The sequence below is a fragment of the Burkholderia sp. KL41 genome (genome assembly GCF_057005415.2).
In genome coordinates, this window is the sequence record NZ_CM174447.1 from 3,523,711 (window position 1) to 3,546,260 (window position 22,550).

Genomic DNA, 22,550 nt, shown 5'->3' on the forward strand with positions numbered 1-22,550 from the left:
ATGCTGACCTGAGGCGGAATTTTGTGACCAATCAGGCAGTGATTCTCGCGTCGATATTATCGGAATCCAGCCAGGTTCGACGGACCGTGGCCGGAAGTTGGTAGCGACGAGCGCTGTGGGGCCGGCGCTCGTTATAGAACTGCCACCAGCGTTCGATGAGCGCCTTGGCCTCGGCGCGACCGCGGAACTATTCGCGGTTTAGCAATTCGTCTCTCAGCCTGTCGCAAGACGCATGAGCGCGCGATTGCCGACATCCTGGTGCCGAAACGGCAGAGCAGCAGAGGTTCGCTTTCGGACGCGACCATTTTCCAGTGTATGACCTGCTTAATCGCTTGCGCCCCAGATCATTGGATATGGGGCGCGACTGGCCAGGTAGAGGCGGTTCGTCCGCGCGGCGAGGCGCAAGACTTGTGAATCCTTCCCTCAAGACGCCTAAAATTCAGTCATGGGTGTTTTCCACATCCACAAGGAGGCTGTCATGACTCAGTCGATGATTGGTTGGGTGGTTGGGCTTGCGGCGATCGCGGTGATTGCAGTCGCGTTGGCGCGCCGTTACCAGAGCGAACATTCAAGGATGGAAGTCATTCAATGGCTGGACTCCCATCACTTGGGGTGGACGCATCGCAAACATTGACCTCTCGGCGCCGGCGGCGATAAACCCGCCTCGCCGAAGTTGACCGGGAGCCAAACACATGGATGCAGGCAGGCCGGTGAAGTCTGCCATGTCGTTGTCTCGCCAGGGGTCTTGGCAGGGAAGGCATCATGGACGATGAAGTGTGTACGACCCACACGCACGTGGCACGCCTTCGCGTGATGCAGACCACGTCTGGGCGCTATCGCGGAATCGTCCACTTGCACCGCATCGGAGAGGATCCCGGCACCTCCGAGCAACACGATGCCGAAGGGGATTTCGCATCGGACGTGGACGCACGTGACGCCGCAAGAACGCTCGCACGCAGATTGCTCGAAGAGCAAATCCAGGGGCACGAAAAGGCGCAAGGCATCGATTGAATCTGCGTCGGCGGCCTGGTTCCTACGCAACGTCGATCGGCAACGCGACGTCCATCAGCGCGTAGCGCGCCAGTCGCACCATGCGGCCGCCCGTCCGTTGATCTGCCTTGAAAACACGGGACAGCAAGGAATATCGGTGTTACGACGCGAGTTTCCCGCCGACCGGCAGCATGGCGTCGGCTCGCGCAATTTCAGATCGGGACGCGTGTCTCCGATTGATGCGCGCTCCGATGCATTGCTGTTCAACAGCGAGCCGTGTCAAAGAACTGCGCCGAACATCCCATGTTCGCCTCGGTTCTGATCGATGATGTCTTCTGCGTAACGTTGCGAAGCCCGGCGTGCGTCACCGGCACTGGCAAACGGCGAACCGTCGACAAGCTTGAAGGTCTGGCTCCGGGTCAGCGTGGTGTCAGTGCCGCGCAGGCAAACCTTGACCGCCGCGTCGAAACCGGCTTCGTAGTTGTGAGCACGGCCAGAGCCTGTGTGAAAGTGAGGATAAATCAGCGGATATATTTCGAATCCGCGATAGGTACGCATGCTCATGATGAACTCCTGGTGATTGACGGCGACGAATTGCGTAGACGAGCGCAATCAATCTTCTATCGGCGCTACGTGGTTAGCGTCGAACAAATCGGTTTCGGGGCACACCGGGCGAAGCCCGTTCGTCTTTGTGCCGGAAATTGATACGCCCTTTGGTGAGGTCATAGACCGACAATTCCAGCTTGACCCGGTCGCCAGCGAGAATACGGATGCGGTGTTTGCGCATGCGGCCCGATGCGTACGCCGCAACGACCGCGCCGTTTTCCAGGGTGACGCGAAACCTGCTGTCCGGGAGCACCTCATCCACGACGCCGTCCAATTCCAGCAATTCTTCCTTTGCCAAATCAATTTCTCCAATCAATGTGACGTGCCGCAATCGCAGCGGCGTGCGGATATCCGGTCCCCGACAGGGAGCGGTTTGCGTGCAAATATCGAAAACGCCCATGCGTGGGGGGCGCGTACCGACGCGACATGCGGGCCGCGCCTCGTCCGGGTGTTAACGTGCTCGTTATCGTGTCTCGGTGGAGCGCGTCTTGCCGCTCGATTTGGTGGGCGCAGAGGGTGCCTTCGGTGGCACCCAGTTCAGCGCCGCGCCGAGCACCGGCCAATCCCTGGCGCGCCGTGGTCTCGCGAGTGATCTTTTGTTGCGCGATTGACTCTTGGTCAAAGTTCCCTCGGTATGCGTCGATCGCGAGCTCACGATGAATGAGCCGCCCGATCGTTCGCCACCGGATGCGCCGCATCCCCCACTTTCTTCCTTGGGGTGTACGTCTTGAGGCGAAACGGTAGCCTCAGCAGGACTGTGGGCACCTGCACGCGGGACCGATTAATGATGTGGATTACTGAGGAACGATGTTCGAAGCCTGCAGCCCCTTGGGCCCGTTCTTCGTCTCGTAGCTGACCTTTTGACCTTCGGCCAGCGTCTTGAAGCCATCGCCGCGAATCTCCGAGAAGTGCGCGAACAGATCATCGCCGCCGCTGTCAGGCGTGATGAAGCCAAAACCCTTGTTGTCGTTGAACCACTTGACGGTACCGGTATCCATGGAAATTCTCCTGATATTGGACAAATGTATGCGCCCCGATAGCGGGGGCACGAAAAAGGATCAAGGAGGGAGAGGACAACGAATACCGCGTTCCGCGGTCAGTGATGAGCAGCAATCGCGCTTCTTGAAGGCTTCGGACACCCACCCTACGCGGGGCCAAACACCGTGTCAAGCTGTTTCGGTCGGCGCATTTCGGGTGGCAGCGCAGGAACACGCCGCGGCCGGCGAGGCTCGCCCCGGTTGTAAACCCTTGGCGCCGTGGTTTTGATTTGCTTCGAATGTCTAATTGAAATTTCGACGATACCGTCATGGCGCCCTCTCCCCACGTATCGGCGATTGTTCACACGCGGCTGAACCGGTCCGTCCCGCGCACAATCGGGGCGGCATGCCATGCGGCGGTTCGCGCAGAACTTTCGCTGTACAAGTTCGCCAATGGGCGTAGGATAGGTCCGTTGACTGACTCACTACCGATTCCCGCGCCACTCAAGGCGCCCCCCCTCCGAACGTGATTGGGCCTCTCATCGAAACCGCGCAATGCGGACGAGCGCGCCGCGTATCGGCTGCGTATGCGAAGCGCCTGATCGATGCCTGCCTGCAGGACACGAGCGTGCTGGATAACGCGTCCTGATCCCTTCCTCGGTCCATCCTGTTTCTGCGTCCGCGGCGCCGCCACAGACTCAAACACGCCTGGCGCACGGCGCGCCGGCAACGTCGGGAGGCTGGATATGAACAGGAAAGACCTGTTGAAGTGGATTCGACGCGATGGTTCTGGTGTCATCGAGCAGTTCCTGCCGTATGACGCTCGTGCCGAGATGGACGGCGTCATTCTCGATCGTCGCCATGAAATCGATGAGGATGCCTTCCTGATGTTTTTCTCGATCCGCGCGCTGTTGCGCAAAGGCGGAATGGCGAGCTGCGAATCGGACCAGGAAGCAGGCCAGATCATGGCACGCCTCAAGCTTTGACTGTTCTGGTCGCGACGATACGCTTCGCGGTGGCCACGGGCCCCGCGGCAACTGAAGGAGGAAGGAAAATGCAACTCGACTCAACCCGATTCCATATCGACCCGACACCGCGCAGGGCCGACGGGGAATACATGGCACACGCGCGGATCAGCATCGATCGTGCAGACGGCAGCACGTGCGACGTTCAACTGAGCGGAGACCTGGCTGGCTTCGACGTGCGCGAGGATGCGATTGCCTTTGCGAAAAACTGGGCGCGCGAATGGCTCGCCGCGCATTTGGTCGACGATCTCCCCGCGTTGATGAATTGAAATTCGGGTGGCACGCCAGCCGCCCGAGCAATCGGGGCGTCGTCGGGATCGAGGCCGACGGCAATACATGCTGCTGTCAAAGCAGGCTGACGTGGTGTCGAAGGTCGGTCGAGAGGATGGCCATGCTTGGTGGGCCACAGACCAAGGCAGCAAGCACGCCCTTCAACGGACGCGTCACCGCCAGATCGGGCCGCATGCGTTTCGCATCCTCGGAGTCCGCGACTCTCGTGAGCCGAACCTCCTCCCAAGTGCGGCGCGTCGCGTCGGGATATCATTCCAGTCGATCGAAGGCACCCGCTTCGAGATCTTTCCTGAAATGCTGTAGCCAGTCGCTTTCGTCGCCGATCACGTATTCCTTCGTAATCTGCGTCGAGAGCCTGGTGATGGTGACATAGCCCTGCAGACCGAGGTTCTCATCACCCTTCGGGTCGGTCGTATCCGTTTCCTGAAGATCGAAATCGCCCTCTGCCAAGCCACGTCGCGCCAAGGTCGCCAGAAAGTCTCTGTGTTCATCCGGTTCGATCAGCCGCATATCCGGCCCCCTCGTGTTCAGCGGAGATGCCGCGAGGCCGACGGCACGCGTTCGAGCGTTGAAATCACGCACACCGGACTCATGCGCAATACCTCACGGTCCCCCACATACGGCGCTACCGGAAAGCAAGCGTCACGGCCTGCAGTCTTATCGTCTGGGTCCTTTCATGCTTTCCGACTCCATGGCCGCATTCCACTCCTCGCTCGCCTCGATAGGGTCCATCGCTTCGTCAACCGACGCCGTTGCGCGCTCGGCGGCCGCTTTGGTTTCGTCCTCCGCGGCGTCGACATCGCTGTTGCCGTCACCCGGGGGAAGCAGCATGTCCTTGAGCATCGCGCTCAGCTCCGGCGTGTCCCATGGCAGGCCACGCCGGGTTCGGACCTTTATGTAGTGTTTCACTTCCGCGTCCTGCTCTGCGGTTAGCGGCAGTCCCCGGAAGGTGCTTTGGGGGTCGGAGTCTGTCATCGCTGTCTCCTCCTGCTATGGCGTCTTCAGTGTAGTCCCATTGCGACCATGAGAGTCGTGACCGAAGCGCTCATTCGTCGAATCAAATGCCGTGCATCGCTGCGGCAGGCAACAGCCGGCCATCGGCTGTCGTTGACTGCCTACGTCACGATGACGTTCGACCGGTTGAATCCACCTCAGTCAAACGACATTCCGTCCGTCCATGACCGACCGATCATGCAGGAATGCGAATTGATATGAGCATGCACCCGGACGATATTGGAGCGAAGCCGACCAGCAACGGCCCATGGCTGAAACTGACCGACGCGGTTCACGGGATGCAGCGGCGATGCAGGCAATGACATGGCGCACGTCGCGTCTTAACCGATCCATATGTGCGTAGCATGTTGACGTCAACGGAACAGGATACCACGTCGCCCCCCCTACTGGCCGGCTTCGGCTTGCGGCTGCGGGCACGCCAGAGAGCGAATATCGAGCGTGCGAAGGAGTAAGGGCAGACGCCACCGATCACCTATGCTGGAAGCTCACGAGGAGCCGACCATGACGCCACATGACGTGATGATGATTTTCGAGCGGAGGAACGCAGAGGGAAAGGCGGCCGCCGATCTGGACCATGCTTGTGCCGGATTCGCCGGCTGGTTGGCGGAGGCATGGAGTCGATTGAGTGAGGATGAGATCGCAGTTCTGACGTCGATCGGCGCCTCGCTGTATCGCGAGGGGTATGCGAGGCGCTACTAGGCAGGCTCGGGGGCCAGCGTGAATATATGGGCGGGGCGGACCGAAAGGGCGTATAAAGTTCGAATGACTATCCCCTCCGTTACCGCCGAGTCGGTCCTGGGCCTGTTCCGGCTCATTGCCGGGAGGGAGGAGCGCCGGACTTCCGGCGAATCGGCAAGGATGGCGGCGCTCCTGGCACTGGCCGAGCAGCTTGCACGCAACCATCAGGCAATGACGGAAGATAGTTGGGATGCAGCCGTCCGTGTTGGCGGTCTGCTGTTGCGAGCGGAAATGATCAACAACGACGCTGACACGGTTGCGCTTGACCTGCTAAGCCGGCTGCGGCGGCGGAAATGAAAAGCGCGTTCGAGCGTATGGCGAGTCGCCCCCTGCGGAGTGGCCAACATGTCGACACACCTGCTTCTTCTCTACAAGGGGTACGAACTTCATCCCCTCGTCTTCGCCCGTACATTCAGTCGCTTTGACGGACATTCCCGTTACGCCGAAGGGTACGACATTGCGGTACGGATATGCCGCCCGGGCGCGATAGCAACCTCCACCGCGAGCCGTATTTTCAGGCTGGCCCAACCGCATACATACTCCGACTTCGGTATGGCAAGGCGTGCCGCCCGGCAGCAGGGAAAGGACATCGTCGACGGCAAGGTGAGTGGAGCTTCGGTCATCGACATGTAGTTCGGTCAAACGCAGCGGTCGGCCACGACGACGCGAGAAACTGAACGCACGCATTCCTCCTCACCGGTATCGTCACCATGCAAAGTGATCGTAATGCGATTCCGTACTACCTCGTCTTACGGACTGACTGCCCGCCGTATGTTCTGAACGCTGACCGCCACGTGCTGCGCCGCGCGGCAAGCCCTCTCCTGCGAGCGTTCGCGAGAGCCCGCGGCGCGCCGACCTCGATCGCGGACGACGCATGGAGCGACTTTTCCGGCTCGGAATCCATTTCGCCTCTCGAGCGCGTGGAGATGCGGGCCTACGCACTGGTTCGCGGCGCCGAAAGCGAACATCAACTCCGGTTACTGGCTGCTCTCTGACTGCACCAACATCCGCATTCCTTGCGGACGGCGAGCTCGGCAGGCAGCCTATTCGAAACGAGGCCTGTTTGCGAAGGCATTCGGTCCGAAGAATCGTCGAAGGCGGCGTGACTGGAGGTACGCACGTCTTCGATCGATCGTCCCGGTGGGCATGGTCATGGCAGCCTCGTGCCGAGCGGTAGATCAGCCGCTGTAGTCACGCCCCTCGTGCACACCTGTCGAGAAGTATCGATCACTTCCTGGATCCGCGTGATCTGCGCCACCATCCCGCGCCGTTCTGCAGCCCGATGGGTTAACCATCGGCTGATCTAGCCGCTACTGCACGGCAACGTACCGACTTCCCCTTCCCGTTCGCCCATCCTGTAGTCAACACCCGTGCATCCGACCGCGATCCTGTTCGAGCGATCCGACTCGATGCGGCCCCTCGCTACGCGAGCACACCTCTCTTCGGAGGAGCCATGAAATATCATGCAAGCACATTACCCGATCGACGCGACCAGGTGACCCGACAAAAGGACCGCGACGATCTGGCCCGAGCCGATATCGAACGGGCCGAAAAGCGTACCCGCGACTACGCCGGCATCGATTCCAATGCGAGCAAGTGGCGCTATTCCGAATCCGACCGTCAGGTGAAGTAGTGGTGCAGCGTTGCTCCCGATACCGCCAGAGGTTGGCGCTCGCTCCTCGCGTTGTTAAGCGCCGATCCCGCATGACGCGTCGCGGACGTTCCGGGATCAGGTACACGGCCGCAGGCGTATCGAAAAATCGGCGATCGCGGTGACATCGCTTTGCTCCGCCTAGCGGCACCAATTTTGCGACCGGGCCGGCAATTGTTCGCGCGATGCGCGTGACCACGCCCATAGCTCGAGCAAAGCCTCATGCCTCTCCACGTGCACGCGTATTCGCCGGCTGGCATTGCGGCTCATGTGCGCGCCGCATTCCGTCCCCGACAACGGACATGGCGGCATTGCAGGCGTCGTGCATCGACGACGGCGAGGGAACCTGGAGGTTCACTGATATCGCCCGGCCGACATCGTGTTCGGTGCTGGTCTTGCCATGCCTCCCCACGCAACTCGTCGAAAAGATCGATGCAGTGGCGAAATCGCGCCATATGAGCCGCGAAGCGTTGGTAGCCGAGTGTATGGAAGGAATTGGCGACCCGGCGTTGCGCTCCTCCTGCCACGAACTTGTCCTGGCGTAGCGCGCCGAACGCGACGCGGCGAATTCATCTGCCCGGGTTGCGTCGCTTCACCGATGCGGGAAGGTGATGCATGCGCCGCTTGTCGTCACGAGCGACGCGCCGAAGTAAAAAGCCGGCGCTTGGCCGGCTTCGAGTTCCGCCTTGCTGGGGCGGCTCCACGTTCTGTTTGAGAGCGAGGAGTTTTGCTGCACATACGCTACAGGTTCGGCAGAAAACCCATGCCCAGACGTTTCCTTGCATCGGAAATACGTTGCCTGGATGTAACGGCTTTCCACGAATGGGCATGGCTTCTCTGCCGCTCCGGGTGAGCCACGGGCATTCCATCGTCGGTCGCGCGTGCCTCCGCCTGTTCTTGTTGCTCGTCCTTCACATTTTTTTCCCATTTCGGGCAATCGTTCATCAACATGCTCCCTCCACAACCCCGGTTTCGTCATTGATTGGCTCGCGCCGCCCGAGTCGGGATAAAACCACGCAAGCGATACGGATCGCGACGGTCCGCTTCGATCACGGCGTTTAAATCTCGATGAAGTCTGCGGCCGATCTGGTGTCCGTGCGTCATGTGTCAGCCTGCGCGTGCGAGCGTCTGAAGTCGGTACGCTGCCGTACGGGCGGGATGGCTTGGATGCAGGTCTGGCATCAGCGCCGTTTCTCAAGGCGCTTCAAATCAGGGAGCAGGCGGTCGAATTCTCGCCTGACCACGCCGTAGCATTCGCACACGCGCTTCTCGAGCCCGGAGCGATCCAATACCTCGATGTGCCCATAGTTGTACCGGATCAACCCGGCATCCTGAAGTTTCAGCGCAGCTTCCGTCACGCCCGACCGGCGGACACCGAGCATGTTGGCGATCAGTTCCTGCGTCATTTTCAGTTCGCTCGATGGCAGGCGATCGAGGCTGAGCAGGAGCCACCGACAGAGCTGCTGATCGATCGAGTGATGTCGATTGCATACGGCTGTTTGCGCCATCTGTGTGATGAGCGCCTGGGTGTAGCGTAGCAACAGCCGCTGCATCGAACCGCCTCGACGGAACTCGTCTTTCAGGATGCGCGCATCGAGTCGGTAAGCGTGTCCCGCGCTTTGGACGATCGCGCGGCTCGGGGTTGTTTCGCCCCCCATGAATAGCGCGATGCCGATCAACCCGTCGTTGCCGACGATGGCAATTTCGGCTGACGAACCGTCTTCCATCACGTACAACAGCGACACGATGGACGTCGTCGGAAAATAGACGTGACTGAGCGCACCGCCCGACTCGTACAGCACCTTTCCCAACGGCATGTCGACCAGCACGAGCTGCGGCGAAATATGCGCCAGATCTTCTACCGGTAATGCTGCCAGCAGATGATTCTCGATCATGGATGGCTGACCCGACATATGTCACTCCTCCAGTGGCTGCCGCCTCTACCCAAGACGTCCCAACGACACGAAGCGTCATCGGCTTGAGACTCGAACGCGCGAAGCAGACCTTGCGCGAGAAGCCGGGCAGAGCCGGATATAGAAGATAGCCCTCGGCCGGATGCAGATTTCCGCTCGAAGGGTTGCAGCGCAGTGCCCACCGCTGGGCGCCATAGGACTTCCACGCCGACAGGCAGAGTGAGCGTTCGGACAGGATTGCCAAATGGGACAGATCGAACCCTGCGCGGGCGGCAAGGTGCCGCAGCGTAACGCGTTGTAGCGCGTGGCCAGGGTGTCCGCGGCTACCGGCAGAGCAACGCGCGGTGCGCCGTGAAATACCCGAAACGGATCCGGCTGGGTTGTCCGGTCGAGCCCCCAGGGCCAGGAGCGCAGAAGTCGAGACGGTGCTTGCTGCGTTCGTGATAATCAAGCAGCGCATGCCTTGACCGATCCATGCCCCCTCAGCCCCGGGATACCCGCACACGCGGCGAGTGCAGGTCAGAAAGAAGATGCACGTGGGGTGCGCGCGCAAACGGGGGCCGACCTCACGAGATCGTGTACCGGTTCTGGGGCCCACCCTTGTAAAGGTCTCGGGCGAGCCCCAGAATCCGGTCGCGATTGCGGTCGAAGGCCGCAAGCAAGGCGGGCTCGCCAGAATCCATGTCGGAGTTCAGTTTCGCCAGCATCGCGTCGTCGACCAGAAAGGTAATCTCGCGAGAATTGTCGTAGCCCCAGAAACATACACAGTGCCTGGAAGCGTCGTAGGAGCGACTGGGATTCGGAAAGTTGAGCGTCACGGTGCTATTCGCCATCTAGCTCTCCTGACAGATATAACGCCACTTGCTCGCGTTGACATCGATGCGGGCGTCATTTTCGCGCCGCTTCTCGGCACGCTCGCTGTCCGCGCGCTTCAGTGCCAAGGCACGCGCCTTTTTCACGTCGACGTAATCGCTGTGGCTGGCGGGCGTGGCTGGCTTCAGTTCGGTTTGCTTAGGCATGCCGGTTCCCAAAAAGAGAATTTCAAATTTCAGGACCGTCGCGGTGACTGAATTTCGTCGTCGGCCGCCCCATACGAGGACCGGACGACGACCCGCGGGCTTGCCGCCGACGGCATCTCTCGCGCACGGAACTGCCGGATCAAACCTCGGAGGGAGGCTCGGTTGACGCGCGAAGTTCGCAGCTTCGACGTTCGCGCGCAGGATCGTCGTGGTGAGCCTTCTGCTTAGTTATGCGGACAGGGGGAAACGTAAGGTGAGGAGTCGGAGCAAAACCATCGGTCACGCACATCGAACCTCACGAGAATGCGCCCTATACCACGGCCATGCAAGCGCTATCTCGCGTCATGGCCATGATCGGCACGATGCCCCCAAGCAACACTACCGTCATCAACCTGGGCGTAACGGCCGCCAGCCAGCGCTTTTTCTCAGTCCCATCCCACGACCAGGCGACGCGCAGCGAGCGCGGCGGACTGTTCGGAGGGGCGTGCAACTGCCGGCGGAGAATGACGTCTCGACGACCGGGTTCCGTCACGCGCTGAATAGACTCGATGCCCGATCGGACAAGAAGGTGGCCACGATCGATCTGGAGATCAAGAAACCCTGTGAGGAACTGCACGGACGCATCGATGCTGTGGGCTCGCAGAAAAGGTGTCTTTGGCCCCCTAGACAGATCAAGGACTTGGACATCTTTTTTGAGAAATCTACGTGCATCTCGTCTCAAAAAAGATGTCCGTGGCCCCGGGATTTCTCAGAAAAGTCGTCCTTGGGAATGTCACGGCCCTACCTAGGTGTATCGGGAACTGGGCGACCAGCAGCGCAATGGATGAGCGTTTCAGCGACCAGCACGGTCAGCACTCCTTGTGCTATAAATGTGCAGATAGTGTGCAGTGAGCAATCTGCCATGAGCCATGATCCAGCCCCAAATTCAACACCCCTCAATTTCGACCAGTTCATGGCGTCTTTGAGAGACTCAGAGAATCTCGCGCCGATCCTCTCAGCGCGGCGTTTCGCGTCTGCCCTGCATATCGATATGCAAACGCTCGCACGGCTGGCCCATGTGCACCGTAATACGGTAACCCGCTTGGCTGGCTCCGAAAGCGTGCAAAAGTACCTTCGAGACGCGCTCCGGGTCATCCGAGCTGCAGCCGATATCTCCGGAGACGTACGAAGCACGCTGTTTTGGTATCGCAATGAACCGCTGCCGACCTTTAGCTACAAGACTGCCGAAGAGCTGATATCGGAGGGACGCACTGAAGACCTGCTTCGCTACATCACATCGCTCGAGACCGGTGCGGCCGGATAGCGTCGAGTACACCTGTTGTGGGTCTGCAAAATAGCGGCTACTCTCACGTCGTAGCCGACCTATGTTTGGCGAAAGTAAACAGGGAGCGGGGCTTACCGGCTTGGACGTGGTTCCGTGGTATGTTCTTGCCCCACCTCTTCCGATGCCCGCTCGATGATCGGGCATTTCCTTTTTCGCGCCAACGTAACCGTATGTCCACTCGATAATTGTGTATTTCGGACCCTCGCGCGCACCACGAACTGTAGTTCGTGGATCTCGATATCGCGTGTAGCGTGCAATTGAGACTGCGTCGTGACCGGCGTCGGTATCTGGCAAATATCGGCCATCTCCGGCCTGTCACCCGCGCATTCAGGTGGACATTCAAACGTCGCGTCTCTCAGATACCGGAATAATTTCGGCATTGGATCCAGCGCCGATAGATGCTAGCCGTCGTGAACGTCAGGGTGGTGGAATCTCTTTGAAGCGAGGAGCGAAGCTGTTCCAACTCAACGGGTCTACGTCTTTTATGAAAGAAAGCAGGCCAGCTAAGTGATTGTAGAAGCCGTAGGCCGAATCGAATTTGTAGAAGTCCGCCGTCGCCTCTAAGCCAAATTTCCGGCATGCATATAGGCGGGTATCGACTCGTTCATACATCTGCCGTGACAGCCGGGGCTGAGGTCCGTCTACCAGCAGACCAAGTACCAGTTTCTTTGAGCCCGGGCCGGCAATGCGCGTCTTGCTCTCATTCTCGACGAAGCCACTTTTTCGGATGGCGTGAATCACAGAACGATGTATTTCGCCTCGTGAGCGCCCCTTTCCGACGTCCATTGCGGAGATCGTAATATCGTCGGCATAGCGCGTGTAAACAAGCTTGTAGTGTACCGCTACTTTCGTAAGACGGTCGTCCAAGTCCTTCGCAACCAAATTGCTTATCGCTGGGCTTGAGGGGGCCCCTTGCGGAAGAACCCCCAGCTTATTGCATGCATCGGCGTAGGGCATTCCTCTATGGTCTGGGGATACCATATTAATAATCCCTGCCATATAGGGTGGCATTCGTATCGTTGTGCTCAATCGAGCAAACTCGAATGCTAGCAACGGACGGTATCCCAAATGACAGAAAAGCCGATAGACATCCGCCTCATTGATGCTGTAGAAAAAGTTCGAAAGATCGTATTGGAAGATCCACCGAGCACCACAATGCTGCGCGGCGCACTTCTTGATCCCACCGCCTGCATGGAAAGCAAAGGCCGCAGGATGAGGGGATACCTTTGCGAGGATTTCGTGTGCAAGGAAGGTCTGCACGCGAAACAAGTCAGAAGTTACCTCGTGAATGTGTCGGAACGTTCCGTCGCGTTTTGCGATGCGATATATCCGGTAATTGGCGGCCTCGCGCTTTCTCCGCACGCTTTCGCGTAGCATCTTGTAACTGACGCCCACGATACCGCTGAGATGCCGCAGGGAGAAAACTACCGGCAATTTGGCTGATTGAAGCGTTCGCGCATAGGCCGAAAGTGCGGTCGCCGTCGATCTATCCAGACTAGCTGATGCCGCTTGAAAAAGTTGGTGTGCCGACCAGTCTTCCACTCACCTCTCCTTCGACCCTTGGGTCTTACACTATCGAGGTCCTTACGAGTCGCCGCAGGATGTGGAGCTCGATAGAGTAGGGCGGCGTAGCCGCCATTGCGTCAGATCTTCCCAGAAAGACCGGTCTGGCCTTCCCATCCACCCACCATCGGTGGATTCTGTTTTCATTTTCTGTCACAACTGGCAGAGAATGAAAACGGCTGAGCGTCTGACTAGCCGGCACTCCAAGAGGTTGGAATATACATGGCATAGTCATATACGGCAACCTCGCTAGTGCGTGAAGTTTCATGGAAGAAATCGGCTCCCGCTTCGGTTAGCCGGACATTGGCAGTCACCAACCCAGCTCTCTGTGCACGTGCAATTAACGCAAGTGCAAAGGGGGCGTCGCAATTCATGCGTAATGAAATTGACAGCGGGGTGCGCACGCCGGACTTGATTAGGGCGATCAGCCTGAAAAGATCCGTATCCGGGGCGCCGTTCTCTGCAGTGTAACCTCGCTCTGCCGCCGGATGCTCCAGTAGGTCAGTCATCCAAACCGGCAGTCCTCTGTTCGGGAATAGCGGCAACCAGCCATTTTCACCGTACCACAACATGCCCGGGATGTTGTCTGGGACACTATGATAGAAGACGAGATTCCCCATGACGCCTCCAAATCCATCTTGCATGAACGTCGGGATTGAAGTAACGCTGCGGCAAAAGTCAACGATCGACTGAAAACCTGAGCCCCATCTTGACTCGAGAAAATTGGCGTCGTATCGAAGCTCGCTAGCGAACGTGATCTTCTCCGATTTCGGAATGATTCGCGCAGGGTGATCCGATCCCCGAATATTCCGAACGATGTATTTCTCTGCGGAGTATGTCCTGGCAAAGGCGACAACTCTTATGCGCACCCATCCTAGACTCCACCAACTCATAAACTGCTTGTGTCGTAGCATCGCATTGATGAAATCGACCACTCGCTGCCCGCTACCGATAGAGTCGTCGACTAGCACGAAGCTACGAAGCTTCCCTTCCTTTATCTCTGCGAGACTCGGGTGATCGAGCAACGCACCTTGGCTGATCCGGCCGGCGTTAGAGATGATGGAATAGACTAGATCTTCGCTGCCGAGCGACTGCCCCGAACGCGGCGTCGGTGTACCGTCGTCCTGCCAATAGCACGGATCGGTCCCATCCAATTTTCTGACCGCATACACCGCATGCTTGGATTGAAGGTCCAACAGGGAAAGTTCGCGTTTGAGCCATTCGCTGTATACATCTCTCCCCACGAACCAAAGCCGTGACAGCATCATTTCGGCCGTAGTCCACTGGTGAGGCGAAAACTGTAGAAGCCATTGATCGATTTCTGGCGACGACTTGATTGCACCCAAAGAAAGCGTTCTGATCCCGGTAAGCATTCGATACCTTCAATGTTGACAATTTTTTCGCATCTCCCGTGAACCTGGTTGATACGAAATAGTATCTCTTAAGTGCGTTAGGGTTGGACTGATGATTCTATCGTCATATTTGTTCGCTGGGCGCCAAACGATAACGATAATTCTGTCACATATTTTCCAATCCCTTTCGCGATCCCGCAAACAACGGCTGCCGGTCTTCAATCAAACACGACTGACTGCTTCGGCCAATTACTTGCCGGCCTGCACGAATGACAGTTGCACTTTGGAATCCGCCTTTGGCGGCTCACCAGGTCGAGAGGCAGATATGGGTCGCGAAGCGCCTTTCGCACGGCTCCGCAGCGGCCACTCGATATTGCACGGGGTTGTTTGCAGACATCGCCGAACGGCATGACAACGAGATAAGGAATACCTTCAAACCGTCGCAAATGAAAGCTTGGCAAACCGGGGGCGTCCGTGCATGGTCTTCGAATGTCGTGGTGTTGCCCATCATGCTTCATGCCTATGCGATTGGGCTCGCCTTGGCGCTGAACCAGTTGATGGCCACAATTGCTGGGTAGGATTGCGCGACCGCACTCCAGAGTGCTTAACGCTCGCGCATACGATGTGGGGAATAGTCGATGAATGGTCCGTCTCTCTCATTGGTACTCGCCCTATGGGGCGCGGTCGTTTCGACGGCACTCGGTGCGATCAAGATCTGGGAGGTTTGGCGAGACCGCCATCGCGTTGACGTCGGATTTTCGTTTTGCAGTGGCGAGCAACGCGGAAATACGATCACGATTCGCAACCTATCCGGACGCCCCCTCATCCTTTCCTATTGGGAGCTCCAGCTTCGTCAAGGTCGCTGGCCGTGCGCTCGATACAGCACGTTTCAGTCACCCGAACTCGACGAGCTGCTCGACTCTCGAATCGAGCCTTACTCCAGCAACCCATTGGTTTTCGCCGAGGCGGACCATTTCGACTGGGACAAGGGAGCGCTGCGCGGTCAGCCGCTGTACATCCGGTTGCACTTCGCCGGCCATCGGCCAACGCGGCGGTTGGCCTACCCGGGATCTTAGTTTGCGTATTCCTCGACGGCGTTAGACCGCCACTTCATCAATCCATCCTTCTTCCGCCGGCTCCGTGCCGGCGCAGCGCGAGGCAATGGCAACGGCAAACCCTTTCGATTTGCAGTGCACCGCCACCGCCTGCAGATAGCTCTCCGGGGCAGACATCGGACACAGCGACAGCGCCTGTGCGCCCACCGGCGTTGTCTTGTAGCCGTTCAGCTGAAGGATCGCCTTCGGATCGGACCCACGCACGATGACGGCGCGATCGTTGAGCCGAAGGACCACCCGAAATTCTGAAGCGATCTCGGATTCGAACTTCTGCAGCACATTACCCATGTAGCCGTTCCCTGATAGCAGCCCGAGTTCCTGGAGAAAGAACGGGAACTCCCGATTGTCGTGGTAAACCTGAGGCGCCTGCAGCGGGCCCAGCGTGAAAACATACCGCCCGTTGGCAAGAAAGGGGCACACGAACTGCATGCGCTCCGCCTCATCACGCGACAGATTCTTCAGGAAGTCGAGCGTCCGCAGCGAGAAGCTACCGGGGGACTTGACCTCACCCGCCAACACGCTCGCAAACAGGAATTGCAGTTGGTCAGATGACATTTGCGCTGCACTTCTACGCCACCGCGCGAGCCAGTCAGGATCGGCATACGTCGAAGGAGCAGTAGAGGGATCTCCAGCAAGGATGTCCTCCGCTTTCAGGATCGTTTTCGCGACGTTGATCTCTTCCTGCAGCAGGTTTATCACCTGGCGTTGATAGGCATTGTCGAGCATAGCCGGCAAAGAGAGTACGGGCTCCACCCGTCCATCGACCAACTCTGAATTGGCCGGCAACAATCGCACCGTGCCTTGATTCTGGACGACCGTCTTTCGGCCGGCACGAATATCTTCGACATCATGTTCGGCCTGAGCGATGATCAGTAGCTCGCGCTCGCGCCCCTCAACTCGCGCGCGGTCTTCCCGTCGAATTTGCCAAGGCCTGAGCAGGGCACTTATGCCCTTGTCGAGGGTTTCGAGGAGCCGGGTCAACAGTTTCTCACCAGGCACTGGGTGGTCCATCGTCCTCTCCAGGAAAGTTATCAACTCAGGATGGGGGCCGGCTGCCGATGTCGCTCGACACATCATGCGGCCGATCGCGCCACAGCAACAGCATTTGTCCGTCTGGCGCTTCGGATGCGTCCGAATGGTTTGCCTTTACCACCGGCCACGATGGGTCTGCGGCACGGACATCCCTGCCAGCCTCCGCTCCGAGCTCATCCCGCCGATGTATACGTCCCCACTCAGGGCTCAGTACATCGGATGAGAACAACACGCCCGGGGCGATCTGAATAAGCTGAGCCATTGACTTGTATTCCTTTCGAAAATACGGCAGTCCGTCACGCAGAAAATATGCTCGCCCCCGCCATGCTGGGGCCCAAAGTCGCCCAAGGTGTACCGGCATGCACCCGCGGATCCACATTCGCAAAGCGGCGCGCCCAGGCATCAGGATCTTCGTCGCACGGTGTAAAACGTTGGTTCTCGAGCGCGGCCACAAAGCAGTGGCCGATCACGTCGCTAACGTGTTGCGGATCTTCGACTGCGGAAAACGAGAGCTCAAGGCTTGATGAGGAGGCCGCGCACGCCAACATGACGAGCTCCTTGTCATCTTCGATGTCCTGCCAGAATTGCGCGAGATCAAAGAATCGACCGCCCCTGAAATACCAACAGGCATGCCAAACATAACCTGGTCGCGGGCCAATCTGCTGTTCACCTGGAGCCATAGGCTTTGCCCACGGACGGCGCGAAACCAGGAGCCTGAAGGAAGTTTGGTATTGTCCGGCTCCATGCGCAATCAACGACGCATCGGCATGGCTTCCGTGAATCCAGTCCTGAACCAGGACATCCGACCATTGCGGACTGGCCGGGGAACGGTCATTAAACGACGACATGGCCCGAAAGGCCCCACCCTCAAGATCTTTGAGCGTCTGCTCGAGGCGATTGAGATCGTCCTCATGGGGCCGGCGACAATGACCAATGCGATTTCGAATCTCCCGGAGCTCCTCGATTCGACCTGCCCAGATCTTTTGGGCAGGCAGAGACGAACCAAACAGCGACCATTGATCGTGAGTCAGCTGCAGAAGGGGCGCGGCATCCAGATACGCAAGTTGGTCCTGCGCATCGGGCGTTTGCATGTAGTGGTACGCTGCGCCGCGTTGCTGGCGATCGGCAGAGGTTGACGGCAATCCGTCCGCCCATGCACCGCCCTTTTCGCTGCGCAGTTCCACATAGACCAGCGAGCGCAACCACGTTTCCAGCTGCCACCAGCGGCTATACAGCGCCGACGCCGCGGTGGGCACTCCACCGGTGTTCCACCCCGCCGACAATGCGCGTTGAACCTGTGCGGGCAAAGTTTGCCAAGCTGAACCGTCTGAAGGGCCCATGTTTTCCCCGATGGTGTGATCGATTCCTGCTAAACAGTACCTTACCAGCGCCCGACCTCCACTGCGACTTCCGCCCAGGCGCCGCTCCGAAAACGACATAGCCAGACTCGAGGAACAAAGAGCAACTAAATAGTTCTTCGCAAGCCGATTGGTATTTCGCTACGATCGTTTGTATCTAACGCCAGGAGGTGCAGATGAACACGTATCAGGTTGTCATTGACGAAATCAGAAAATCGCACGGGAAGACCGTAAAGCCGTGCTGGATCGCTGACACGAAGGAAAGAAATGGCATCGTTCTTCGGACGAACCGCACGTCCCCTAGAAAGGTCGCTTGCCCGCCGAAGTGGCGTCCGGTCATTGAGGCTGTGCTGCGAAAGCTCGGGCTTATCGTGTGATGCACGAGCATGTCTGGCAACGACTAACGCCGTGTTCCAAAACGCTCCGCCACAATTGAATTTCCCTCCTCTCAAAACTTGGATCGCTTGCCCGCGACTGTCTCCCCCCGCTCATTCCTGACGCGCAACGATGCTGCTCGATGGTGAGCGCGATCGCGACTGGATCGAGCATTTCGAATTTCGAGCGTGCGGTCATATTGTCAGCCAACCCTGATAAGTGACTACGCAGTCACGGGTAGAGGCAAGAATCATGCGTCGTACTCACCTTTCTCGCTAACCGGCTCGCTCGCATGAGAATTTCTGGTCTTCCGATTAATCATCTCCGAGATCGCGTTGGGATCTGGCATCCACTTCAGAACGAGGTTGAACGCAGGAAGGAAAAGTCCTTCAACGAGGTAGCGATGATTCTCTCGGACATTGGGTACGTACGCGTGCGTATCGCGATTCCGTATCGAACTACGCAGCACGTCATACGCTGCGTAAATGATGTCGGCTTCCGATTCTAGCGCGTGGCGCTCGGCCGAGTTCTTCGGAAGACTTCCATACTTCCTAGTCCACATCGCTTTCCACGGTGCATTCATCGCGTCACCGAGGCTTCCGTAGTCTGCTCGTGCCCATGACTTGAACACCGCTGCATCTTGCTTCCTCACCAACTTCGCCCGGGCCGCCAAGGTCGAAAGTTGCTGGGGACTTGGTTGCAGCGTCATCGCGGCGGTATTCAATTCACGAGACCCATCGAGATCGTGCGCCAGAAGAAGACCTTTGATGAGATATTCAGCCCCGTTACTGAAGGTGTTCCAGAACACCACGCGGCCGAAGTGCGGGTCAAAGCGCTGCCACGCCTGCTCGAATTTTTCGTCCGGTATGCCAGTGACAGGATCGATGCCCGGCATCCTGAAGCAGTTCTTCTTACCATCCCAAAACAGTAGTCGCGAGGCCTTGATGAGACCCACTCCGGCAATGAAGTTATATTCGCCGTCTTCCACGCGCGAACGGTTAAATTTAGTCATGATCTCGCTCTGTCGATGTCAAGTTGTAGTGCTCGTGCCAAGCGTGCGGCGACTTAGCGTGCTCCTAGAGCGTTGACGGGATCTTAAAGAGGCGCTGGAGCATTTCGTCGAGACCCACGAGCCTCTCGAACGCGCCTTTTGGGAGCACACGCTGATTCGCCCTTGCGGCCTTGATGCCTTGTGCATTGGCACGCGTATGACGCGCAATCGCGTGATCGGTGATGGCCGGTAAGGGACGACCCGGCTCCGCGCCGAACCAACGATACTCCTTGATTTCGAGATCTTCCGTGACCCCGAGCCAAACCACGCACCCACTTGGCGCGCGGGCCAACTGTTGGTTGATGGCCACCTGCGCTCGTGTGCCGTCGACCAACGACACTTTGAACTGGACGTGTCGCATAACGCTGTCGCAGCACATGACGAGGTCGTACCCGCTCGCGTCGAACTCCGCACGCAGGATCTCGACGTTCACGACGCCGAGCTGCCAGAGGCGCCGCATGGTCTCGCCGACGAAGACGTGTTCGACGATCCGCTCGCGCAACACAGAATGTGCGGCGTGCCTCGCCCTGGCATCGGCAACACCAGTCACTTTAGTCCCCATGTTTGGCCCCGCTGGATTGTTAGCTATTAGGTCGGTGGTACTTCTTGGTATGCGGCGTGACGCTCGATCAGCGTCGCGTGATACCACGCGCCAAATGCTGCTGAACGCGGAACCTCCAGTCCGAGTTGGTGAGCGTTCTCGCAAGCTCGTTCGAGCATCCAGCGAGCCGTCTCTTCGAGATCCGCGGTGAATTCGGGTTCGTCTACGTCACCGAAGTGCTTGAGCGCATTTCGGACACGATTTAGCTCGTCAGCGGCCGCTTTGCGATCCCGTGGTGCGTAACCATTGAGGCGCCGATCGCGGGCGACCAGCCGGCCGCGCCTGCCCACCTCTTTGCCCAAAACCTCCTCGGCCGCACCGGCGAGGGTGATCGCCGCGGCAAAGGCGCGGTACTCGAGAAACAGCCTAAGCGCCGCATCGAGTTGTGCGAGTGCAAGATCGATGCGGTGGTACGTTTGAGCAGGCACGACTCCACCTCAGTCTTGATTAGGGCGTGTTCGGCAGGTGCGTAGACGAGCGATGTCCTTCTCAGGCGCCGCGAAAAACTCGCCCTGCTCAATCACGTTGCGCTCCATTTCATCCGGCGTTCCTCCTGGGACAGGCATCGGCTCTTCGGCGGATACCGGCAACCCAATGACCCCGAGGACATCGCCGATAATCTAGCCCCTGCCATAGGTTGTCTCCGCTAGCAGCTCACGGCCGCCATCACCGTCATCGCAGTCCTTCAAGATCACCGGACGGCGTTCAATCTCGCCTACGAAAATGGTCTGCCACATCGCGCTCAATTTGTCGCAGTAAACTGGCAACCGGCCGGGCATCGGGCGCCGTGTACAGGTTCGCTCGACGTTATCACCGGACGGCGGAACACGTCGCGATCATGGACTATCATACATAAGGTTCGCATCCTCGCGAGGAGGCAAAGATGTTGAGCAAGAGCGAACAGGCCCTGGTGGCTCATGAATTTCCTGAGCATCTGGCCAGGATGCGGGGCTGCCTCCAACAAGCTGGCCGCCATGCGTCCGACAGTGATATTGCGCTCGCGTAGAGGCTATCCGGATAGCCTCTACGCGAGCTGGCTGTCGCCGCCGAGCAACGACGCCATCCTGGCGCAGATCCTACTGTCGCAATTGCCACCAACAAGTGCCACCGAGGACGGGCTGCTTCGTCTCACACTGAAGGAAGCAAACGAGGAGAATGGTGGAGCCATACTCGCGTTGCCACTCGCATGGCTGGACCGACTGGGCTGGGTAATCGGTGATACCTTGCTGGTCCATGAGGAGCTACCGGGACAAATAACTTGAGCAATGAGATGCTCCCTCCACCGGATGACGGCGTCGATACCGGAAACAAGGGTACATCCGTTTGGATCGCCTACGCCTCAGTTGCGAAATCTTGCATCGTCAACCTCAGTGCGGAGATAGCGAAGCGTGCTTTCCAGCTTCGGACAGCCGGCGGTTGTCGGGCAACACCTCTCTTTGGCTAGCCGCTTCGGGGCGGACTCCGACGTGCGAAATCTGCGATCAGACGCCCCTGTTCACCTGAAAGACGGACCTACGCGGCGTTAGGTATTCCCGCGGCTGGGCCAATCTTCACGATTTCTTGCACGATGCGTGTTTGATGCGCATCAAGGGACGGGATCGTGCCACCGAAGGCCTGAGCGCATGCCATGGCTGCATCGAGGAAAAACAGGCTGGAGAACATCGTCATCATTCGGGAGTAGGCCCATGCCTCTCTCCCCATGCGTACTTGTACGTCTTGCGGCATCTGCTGAGAAATGAGGTAGATGATTGTATCCTCGCCTGTTAGATGACATGCACCACTGAGGCGGTGGTAGCACTCAAAGTAGGCCTCCTCGCGACCCAAAGCCTGAAATCGCTGGAGCAATTGCTTCGGCCAAGGTGAGTTAGATCGCTCCGCGGCCAACCCGCAGTGGTTTTCGGCACCTTCAAGGTACGTGGTTAGCTCTCCAAGCAAGCTCTGACGGATGTCGATGCGATCAAGCACTTTACGAGGAGCTCGATCTGCGATTAGTTGCCTCCAGTCGGTGAGCTTCTTGTTGTGCTCAGATACCCACGAATGAAGAAAGTTGAGCAGCATTCCTGGATTCCCTCTCGCAGCAAGGTAGGTCACATTGATGGCGCCTTCAATGACGGTCCGTCCCAGAACTTCTGAGCTAGCAGGTGACCCCGTTACACTGGCGACTAGCATTGCCTGTGCGTGCTCGTATGTACGGGAGAGCAGATTGAGCAGTGTCTGCGCACGAAAACCCACCGCGGGCGTATCCCAGTCAATGCCGCAAACCACCTCGTACGCCTCCCCCTGAGCGTCGTATATTGCTTCAATCAACGGTGCGGCTTCACTGAGATTGAGAGTCTTGTCGATTTTGAAGGCTTTGCGAAATGTGGTGATGTGATTGGTCATCATGCTAGACATCCTGCTAAGTCAGGGCGATACAGTCCGGCGAAGAGAGTAGCGCAACCCAAAGTCCAGCACGGACTCTCCGACAACAAGCATGTCCGGTACCTTGCTGCTCCTTTGCGAGTGATGCCGTGCTACAGGAGCTCACGCATCTCTCTTCAGACAAAATTATTTCA

At 58.4% G+C, this 22,550-nt stretch carries 32 protein-coding genes and 1 pseudogene; 15 read left to right on the forward strand and 18 right to left on the reverse strand.

Annotation, left to right across the window (positions count from 1 at the left end; genetic code table 11):
* Window positions 1-31: 31 nt before the first annotated feature.
* Window positions 32-220 (reverse strand): annotated as a pseudogene (locus PQB87_RS33275) (integrase core domain-containing protein); the annotation flags it as partial.
* A gap of 258 nt (window positions 221-478) precedes the next feature.
* Here PQB87_RS33275 and PQB87_RS33280 point away from each other — a divergent pair.
* Window positions 479-634, forward strand: coding sequence for a hypothetical protein (locus PQB87_RS33280; protein WP_165843486.1), 156 nt, complete (start codon window positions 479-481; stop codon window positions 632-634).
* Between the two features lie 128 nt (window positions 635-762).
* The gene (locus PQB87_RS33285; protein WP_226143940.1) at window positions 763-1,011 is read left to right on the forward strand and encodes a hypothetical protein; all 249 of its coding nucleotides are present in this window, start codon (window positions 763-765) and stop codon (window positions 1,009-1,011) included.
* A gap of 258 nt (window positions 1,012-1,269) precedes the next feature.
* On the opposite strand, the gene PQB87_RS33290 is transcribed toward PQB87_RS33285, so the two are convergent.
* The 3 genes from PQB87_RS33290 to PQB87_RS33300 form a co-directional block, all read right to left on the reverse strand.
* The gene (locus PQB87_RS33290; protein ID WP_059685033.1) at window positions 1,270-1,554 is read right to left on the reverse strand and encodes a hypothetical protein; all 285 of its coding nucleotides are present in this window, start codon (window positions 1,552-1,554) and stop codon (window positions 1,270-1,272) included.
* 73 nt (window positions 1,555-1,627) lie between these two features.
* The gene (infA, locus tag PQB87_RS33295) at window positions 1,628-1,894 is read right to left on the reverse strand and encodes a translation initiation factor IF-1 (RefSeq protein WP_027790083.1); all 267 of its coding nucleotides are present in this window, start codon (window positions 1,892-1,894) and stop codon (window positions 1,628-1,630) included.
* A 496-nt stretch (window positions 1,895-2,390) separates the two neighbouring features.
* Entirely contained in the window at window positions 2,391-2,594 is a 204-nt protein-coding gene (locus PQB87_RS33300; RefSeq protein ID WP_011548695.1) for a cold-shock protein, read from the reverse strand.
* A 725-nt stretch (window positions 2,595-3,319) separates the two neighbouring features.
* On the opposite strand from PQB87_RS33300, the gene PQB87_RS33305 reads away from it, so the two are divergent.
* Both PQB87_RS33305 and PQB87_RS33310 read left to right on the forward strand, forming a co-directional pair.
* Window positions 3,320-3,559: a hypothetical protein gene (locus PQB87_RS33305; RefSeq protein ID WP_226118136.1), complete on the forward strand. Its 240-nt coding sequence runs from the start codon at window positions 3,320-3,322 to the stop codon at window positions 3,557-3,559.
* A 68-nt stretch (window positions 3,560-3,627) separates the two neighbouring features.
* Complete coding sequence (locus PQB87_RS33310) at window positions 3,628-3,867, forward strand: hypothetical protein (RefSeq protein ID WP_059685032.1); 240 nt, start codon at window positions 3,628-3,630, stop codon at window positions 3,865-3,867.
* Window positions 3,868-4,138: 271 nt separating this feature from the next.
* Here the strand turns inward: PQB87_RS33310 and PQB87_RS33315 are convergent, their stop codons facing one another.
* Both PQB87_RS33315 and PQB87_RS33320 read right to left on the reverse strand, forming a co-directional pair.
* On the reverse strand, window positions 4,139-4,399 hold the full coding sequence (locus PQB87_RS33315; protein ID WP_059684833.1) for a hypothetical protein: 261 nt from the start codon (window positions 4,397-4,399) through the stop codon (window positions 4,139-4,141).
* Window positions 4,400-4,546: 147 nt separating this feature from the next.
* Window positions 4,547-4,864, reverse strand: a complete 318-nt coding sequence (locus tag PQB87_RS33320; RefSeq protein ID WP_059684830.1) for a hypothetical protein — start codon at window positions 4,862-4,864, stop codon at window positions 4,547-4,549.
* Between the two features lie 57 nt (window positions 4,865-4,921).
* On the opposite strand from PQB87_RS33320, the gene PQB87_RS33325 reads away from it, so the two are divergent.
* The 7 genes from PQB87_RS33325 to PQB87_RS33355 all read left to right on the forward strand — a co-directional run bounded on the left by PQB87_RS33325 (window position 4,922) and on the right by PQB87_RS33355 (window position 7,837).
* A complete protein-coding gene (locus PQB87_RS33325; RefSeq protein ID WP_502291560.1) occupies window positions 4,922-5,104 on the forward strand; it encodes a hypothetical protein in 183 nt (60 codons plus the stop codon).
* Window positions 5,105-5,404: 300 nt separating this feature from the next.
* Window positions 5,405-5,602 carry a hypothetical protein gene (locus tag PQB87_RS33330; protein WP_041489505.1) on the forward strand — a complete coding sequence of 66 codons (198 nt, stop codon included), beginning with the start codon at window positions 5,405-5,407 and terminating at the stop codon, window positions 5,600-5,602.
* A 63-nt stretch (window positions 5,603-5,665) separates the two neighbouring features.
* Window positions 5,666-5,938: a hypothetical protein gene (locus PQB87_RS33335; protein WP_059684828.1), complete on the forward strand. Its 273-nt coding sequence runs from the start codon at window positions 5,666-5,668 to the stop codon at window positions 5,936-5,938.
* 48 nt (window positions 5,939-5,986) lie between these two features.
* Window positions 5,987-6,274, forward strand: coding sequence for a hypothetical protein (locus PQB87_RS33340; RefSeq protein WP_059685028.1), 288 nt, complete (start codon window positions 5,987-5,989; stop codon window positions 6,272-6,274).
* A gap of 77 nt (window positions 6,275-6,351) precedes the next feature.
* Window positions 6,352-6,636 carry a hypothetical protein gene (locus tag PQB87_RS33345; RefSeq protein WP_081064683.1) on the forward strand — a complete coding sequence of 95 codons (285 nt, stop codon included), beginning with the start codon at window positions 6,352-6,354 and terminating at the stop codon, window positions 6,634-6,636.
* A gap of 458 nt (window positions 6,637-7,094) precedes the next feature.
* Window positions 7,095-7,274 (forward strand): hypothetical protein, encoded by a 180-nt coding sequence (locus tag PQB87_RS33350; RefSeq protein ID WP_111938614.1) that lies wholly within the window; start codon window positions 7,095-7,097, stop codon window positions 7,272-7,274.
* A 320-nt stretch (window positions 7,275-7,594) separates the two neighbouring features.
* Entirely contained in the window at window positions 7,595-7,837 is a 243-nt protein-coding gene (locus PQB87_RS33355; RefSeq protein WP_489243372.1) for a type II toxin-antitoxin system HicB family antitoxin, read from the forward strand.
* Between the two features lie 196 nt (window positions 7,838-8,033).
* Here PQB87_RS33355 and PQB87_RS33360 read toward each other — a convergent pair whose 3' ends face one another.
* From PQB87_RS33360 to PQB87_RS33375, 4 genes are all read right to left on the reverse strand, one after another.
* Window positions 8,034-8,243 (reverse strand): hypothetical protein, encoded by a 210-nt coding sequence (locus PQB87_RS33360; protein WP_226118140.1) that lies wholly within the window; start codon window positions 8,241-8,243, stop codon window positions 8,034-8,036.
* A gap of 230 nt (window positions 8,244-8,473) precedes the next feature.
* Window positions 8,474-9,205 (reverse strand): Crp/Fnr family transcriptional regulator, encoded by a 732-nt coding sequence (locus tag PQB87_RS33365; RefSeq protein ID WP_006480091.1) that lies wholly within the window; start codon window positions 9,203-9,205, stop codon window positions 8,474-8,476.
* A 566-nt stretch (window positions 9,206-9,771) separates the two neighbouring features.
* A complete protein-coding gene (locus PQB87_RS33370) occupies window positions 9,772-10,038 on the reverse strand; it encodes a DUF1488 family protein (protein ID WP_059684822.1) in 267 nt (88 codons plus the stop codon).
* Window positions 10,039-10,224, reverse strand: coding sequence for a hypothetical protein (locus PQB87_RS33375; protein ID WP_059684821.1), 186 nt, complete (start codon window positions 10,222-10,224; stop codon window positions 10,039-10,041). It lies immediately after the preceding gene.
* A 901-nt stretch (window positions 10,225-11,125) separates the two neighbouring features.
* On the opposite strand from PQB87_RS33375, the gene PQB87_RS33380 reads away from it, so the two are divergent.
* On the forward strand, window positions 11,126-11,527 hold the full coding sequence (locus PQB87_RS33380; RefSeq protein WP_111938616.1) for a DUF2384 domain-containing protein: 402 nt from the start codon (window positions 11,126-11,128) through the stop codon (window positions 11,525-11,527).
* A gap of 438 nt (window positions 11,528-11,965) precedes the next feature.
* Here the strand turns inward: PQB87_RS33380 and PQB87_RS33385 are convergent, their stop codons facing one another.
* Both PQB87_RS33385 and PQB87_RS33390 read right to left on the reverse strand, forming a co-directional pair.
* Window positions 11,966-13,090 carry a reverse transcriptase family protein gene (locus PQB87_RS33385; protein ID WP_111938617.1) on the reverse strand — a complete coding sequence of 375 codons (1,125 nt, stop codon included), beginning with the start codon at window positions 13,088-13,090 and terminating at the stop codon, window positions 11,966-11,968.
* A 212-nt stretch (window positions 13,091-13,302) separates the two neighbouring features.
* On the reverse strand, window positions 13,303-14,484 hold the full coding sequence (locus PQB87_RS33390; protein WP_146756239.1) for a phosphoribosyltransferase-like protein: 1,182 nt from the start codon (window positions 14,482-14,484) through the stop codon (window positions 13,303-13,305).
* A 248-nt stretch (window positions 14,485-14,732) separates the two neighbouring features.
* On the opposite strand from PQB87_RS33390, the gene PQB87_RS33395 reads away from it, so the two are divergent.
* Both PQB87_RS33395 and PQB87_RS33400 read left to right on the forward strand, forming a co-directional pair.
* Complete coding sequence (locus PQB87_RS33395; protein WP_111938619.1) at window positions 14,733-15,041, forward strand: hypothetical protein; 309 nt, start codon at window positions 14,733-14,735, stop codon at window positions 15,039-15,041.
* Window positions 15,042-15,101: 60 nt separating this feature from the next.
* Window positions 15,102-15,539, forward strand: coding sequence for a hypothetical protein (locus tag PQB87_RS33400; RefSeq protein WP_146756240.1), 438 nt, complete (start codon window positions 15,102-15,104; stop codon window positions 15,537-15,539).
* Between the two features lie 21 nt (window positions 15,540-15,560).
* On the opposite strand, the gene PQB87_RS33405 is transcribed toward PQB87_RS33400, so the two are convergent.
* The 5 genes from PQB87_RS33405 to PQB87_RS33425 form a co-directional block, all read right to left on the reverse strand.
* On the reverse strand, window positions 15,561-16,589 hold the full coding sequence (locus tag PQB87_RS33405) for a DUF2806 domain-containing protein (protein ID WP_181522965.1): 1,029 nt from the start codon (window positions 16,587-16,589) through the stop codon (window positions 15,561-15,563).
* Between the two features lie 317 nt (window positions 16,590-16,906).
* Window positions 16,907-17,950: a Swt1 family HEPN domain-containing protein gene (locus tag PQB87_RS33410; protein ID WP_228395682.1), complete on the reverse strand. Its 1,044-nt coding sequence runs from the start codon at window positions 17,948-17,950 to the stop codon at window positions 16,907-16,909.
* A 643-nt stretch (window positions 17,951-18,593) separates the two neighbouring features.
* Window positions 18,594-19,355 carry a hypothetical protein gene (locus PQB87_RS33415; RefSeq protein WP_111938622.1) on the reverse strand — a complete coding sequence of 254 codons (762 nt, stop codon included), beginning with the start codon at window positions 19,353-19,355 and terminating at the stop codon, window positions 18,594-18,596.
* Window positions 19,356-19,419: 64 nt separating this feature from the next.
* Entirely contained in the window at window positions 19,420-19,956 is a 537-nt protein-coding gene (locus PQB87_RS33420; RefSeq protein WP_111938623.1) for a hypothetical protein, read from the reverse strand.
* Between the two features lie 26 nt (window positions 19,957-19,982).
* Window positions 19,983-20,423, reverse strand: coding sequence for a hypothetical protein (locus PQB87_RS33425; RefSeq protein WP_181522966.1), 441 nt, complete (start codon window positions 20,421-20,423; stop codon window positions 19,983-19,985).
* Between the two features lie 489 nt (window positions 20,424-20,912).
* Between PQB87_RS33425 and PQB87_RS33430 the strand changes: the two genes are divergently transcribed.
* Window positions 20,913-21,257, forward strand: a complete 345-nt coding sequence (locus tag PQB87_RS33430; RefSeq protein ID WP_146756241.1) for a hypothetical protein — start codon at window positions 20,913-20,915, stop codon at window positions 21,255-21,257.
* Window positions 21,258-21,507: 250 nt separating this feature from the next.
* Here the strand turns inward: PQB87_RS33430 and PQB87_RS33435 are convergent, their stop codons facing one another.
* Window positions 21,508-22,380 carry a DUF5677 domain-containing protein gene (locus PQB87_RS33435; RefSeq protein ID WP_146756242.1) on the reverse strand — a complete coding sequence of 291 codons (873 nt, stop codon included), beginning with the start codon at window positions 22,378-22,380 and terminating at the stop codon, window positions 21,508-21,510.
* Between the last annotated feature and the right edge of the window lie 170 nt (window positions 22,381-22,550).

Excerpts from the sequence above, each read along its gene's own strand:
- PQB87_RS33335 (WP_059684828.1), top strand. The coding sequence starts at position 5,666 with ATGACTATCCCCTCCGTTACCGCCGAGTCGGTCCTGGGCCTGTTCCGG.
- PQB87_RS33285 (WP_226143940.1), top strand. The coding sequence starts at position 763 with ATGGACGATGAAGTGTGTACGACCCACACGCACGTGGCACGCCTTCGC.
- PQB87_RS33310 (WP_059685032.1), top strand. The coding sequence starts at position 3,628 with ATGCAACTCGACTCAACCCGATTCCATATCGACCCGACACCGCGCAGG.
- PQB87_RS33305 (WP_226118136.1), top strand. The coding sequence starts at position 3,320 with ATGAACAGGAAAGACCTGTTGAAGTGGATTCGACGCGATGGTTCTGGT.
- PQB87_RS33330 (WP_041489505.1), top strand. The coding sequence starts at position 5,405 with ATGACGCCACATGACGTGATGATGATTTTCGAGCGGAGGAACGCAGAG.
- PQB87_RS33345 (WP_081064683.1), top strand. The coding sequence starts at position 6,352 with ATGCAAAGTGATCGTAATGCGATTCCGTACTACCTCGTCTTACGGACT.
- PQB87_RS33415 (WP_111938622.1), bottom strand. The coding sequence starts at position 19,355 with ATGACTAAATTTAACCGTTCGCGCGTGGAAGACGGCGAATATAACTTC.
- PQB87_RS33380 (WP_111938616.1), top strand. The coding sequence starts at position 11,126 with ATGAGCCATGATCCAGCCCCAAATTCAACACCCCTCAATTTCGACCAG.
- PQB87_RS33400 (WP_146756240.1), top strand. The coding sequence starts at position 15,102 with ATGAATGGTCCGTCTCTCTCATTGGTACTCGCCCTATGGGGCGCGGTC.
- PQB87_RS33390 (WP_146756239.1), bottom strand. The coding sequence starts at position 14,484 with ATGCTTACCGGGATCAGAACGCTTTCTTTGGGTGCAATCAAGTCGTCG.
- PQB87_RS33395 (WP_111938619.1), top strand. The coding sequence starts at position 14,733 with ATGACAGTTGCACTTTGGAATCCGCCTTTGGCGGCTCACCAGGTCGAG.
- PQB87_RS33430 (WP_146756241.1), top strand. The coding sequence starts at position 20,913 with ATGAATTTCCTGAGCATCTGGCCAGGATGCGGGGCTGCCTCCAACAAG.
- PQB87_RS33340 (WP_059685028.1), top strand. The coding sequence starts at position 5,987 with ATGTCGACACACCTGCTTCTTCTCTACAAGGGGTACGAACTTCATCCC.
- PQB87_RS33405 (WP_181522965.1), bottom strand. The coding sequence starts at position 16,589 with ATGGACCACCCAGTGCCTGGTGAGAAACTGTTGACCCGGCTCCTCGAA.
- PQB87_RS33435 (WP_146756242.1), bottom strand. The coding sequence starts at position 22,380 with ATGATGACCAATCACATCACCACATTTCGCAAAGCCTTCAAAATCGAC.
- PQB87_RS33410 (WP_228395682.1), bottom strand. The coding sequence starts at position 17,950 with ATGGGCCCTTCAGACGGTTCAGCTTGGCAAACTTTGCCCGCACAGGTT.
- PQB87_RS33375 (WP_059684821.1), bottom strand. The coding sequence starts at position 10,224 with ATGCCTAAGCAAACCGAACTGAAGCCAGCCACGCCCGCCAGCCACAGC.
- PQB87_RS33280 (WP_165843486.1), top strand. The coding sequence starts at position 479 with ATGACTCAGTCGATGATTGGTTGGGTGGTTGGGCTTGCGGCGATCGCG.
- PQB87_RS33300 (WP_011548695.1), bottom strand. The coding sequence starts at position 2,594 with ATGGATACCGGTACCGTCAAGTGGTTCAACGACAACAAGGGTTTTGGC.
- PQB87_RS33360 (WP_226118140.1), bottom strand. The coding sequence starts at position 8,243 with ATGTTGATGAACGATTGCCCGAAATGGGAAAAAAATGTGAAGGACGAG.
- PQB87_RS33315 (WP_059684833.1), bottom strand. The coding sequence starts at position 4,399 with ATGCGGCTGATCGAACCGGATGAACACAGAGACTTTCTGGCGACCTTG.
- PQB87_RS33290 (WP_059685033.1), bottom strand. The coding sequence starts at position 1,554 with ATGAGCATGCGTACCTATCGCGGATTCGAAATATATCCGCTGATTTAT.
- PQB87_RS33370 (WP_059684822.1), bottom strand. The coding sequence starts at position 10,038 with ATGGCGAATAGCACCGTGACGCTCAACTTTCCGAATCCCAGTCGCTCC.
- PQB87_RS33355 (WP_489243372.1), top strand. The coding sequence starts at position 7,595 with ATGGCGGCATTGCAGGCGTCGTGCATCGACGACGGCGAGGGAACCTGG.
- PQB87_RS33420 (WP_111938623.1), bottom strand. The coding sequence starts at position 19,956 with ATGGGGACTAAAGTGACTGGTGTTGCCGATGCCAGGGCGAGGCACGCC.
- PQB87_RS33320 (WP_059684830.1), bottom strand. The coding sequence starts at position 4,864 with ATGACAGACTCCGACCCCCAAAGCACCTTCCGGGGACTGCCGCTAACC.
- PQB87_RS33350 (WP_111938614.1), top strand. The coding sequence starts at position 7,095 with ATGAAATATCATGCAAGCACATTACCCGATCGACGCGACCAGGTGACC.
- PQB87_RS33365 (WP_006480091.1), bottom strand. The coding sequence starts at position 9,205 with ATGTCGGGTCAGCCATCCATGATCGAGAATCATCTGCTGGCAGCATTA.